This window comes from Streptomyces bambusae, from assembly GCF_019400985.1.
Lineage (GTDB): Bacteria > Actinomycetota > Actinomycetes > Streptomycetales > Streptomycetaceae > Streptomyces > Streptomyces bambusae_A.
On sequence record NZ_WTFF01000687.1, the window covers coordinates 1 to 951 of the forward strand.

Genomic DNA, 951 nt, shown 5'->3' on the forward strand with positions numbered 1-951 from the left:
GGCCGGCACTGCGCGGCCGGGCCCTCGGGACAGCCCGCCAGCGCGCGCATCGTCTCCCCGTAGCCGCGGACCACCACATGACTGTCCCGGGGACCCGCGCCGACCAGGTCGGCCAGCCGGGTCAACTGCCGCTCCAGCTCCGCCCGCCCGCCGAGGCACAGCACCCGCACCGCCGGCACGGGCTGCGCCCGCGCGCCGTCCGCGGGGCCGTCGGGACCGTCGCCGGGGCCGTCACCGGGTTCCAGGGTGAACTCGACCTGGCTCCAGAACGGGTCCGGCAGCGCCTTCAGCCAGCGCTGCCAGCCGTGCAGCAGGGCGGCCGTGTCCCGCCAGGGCCAGTGCAGTTCGGCGAGGGCGCAGTCGCCGACGGGATGGGCGAGGAAGCGGAACTCCACCACAACCCCGAAGTTGCCGGCCCCGCCGCCGCGCAGGGCCCAGAACAGTTCCGCGCCGTGCGTGGCGTCCACGTCCCGCACGGCCCCGTCCGGGGTGACCAGCCGGACCCCGGTCAGCCGGTCGCAGGCGGCCCCGTACGCCCGGCTGGACACGCCCAGGCCGCCGCCGAGGGTCAGCCCGGCGATCCCGACCGAGGGACACAGGCCCGTGGGGACGGCGACGCCGCGCGCGGCGAGCGCCGCGTTCACGTCCCCGGTGCGGGCCCCGGCACCGATCCTGACCTGGCCCGCGCCGCCCGCGTCCACCCCGCCCAGCGCCCCGGTGTCGACGACCAGCCCGGTCCCGGTCGACCAGCCGGCGTAGCTGTGGCCGCCGCCGCGCGGCACCGCCGCCGCGCCGGTCCGCCGGGCGAAGGCCAGGCACACGGTCACGTCGCCCTCGTGCGCGGGGTAGGCGACCGCACCGGGCGCCACGGTGTCGTAGCGCGGCTGGAAGAGCCGGCGGGCCTCGGCGTAGTCGGCGTCCGCGGGCAGCACCCGCCGGCCGTCCAGGTCC

The 951-nt window shown here is 78.9% G+C and carries 1 protein-coding gene; it reads right to left on the reverse strand.

The features are described 5' to 3' along the window. The coding region (locus GPJ59_RS36555) for an FAD-binding oxidoreductase (protein ID WP_219672397.1) at window positions 1–951 on the reverse strand (951 nt) is incomplete at both ends.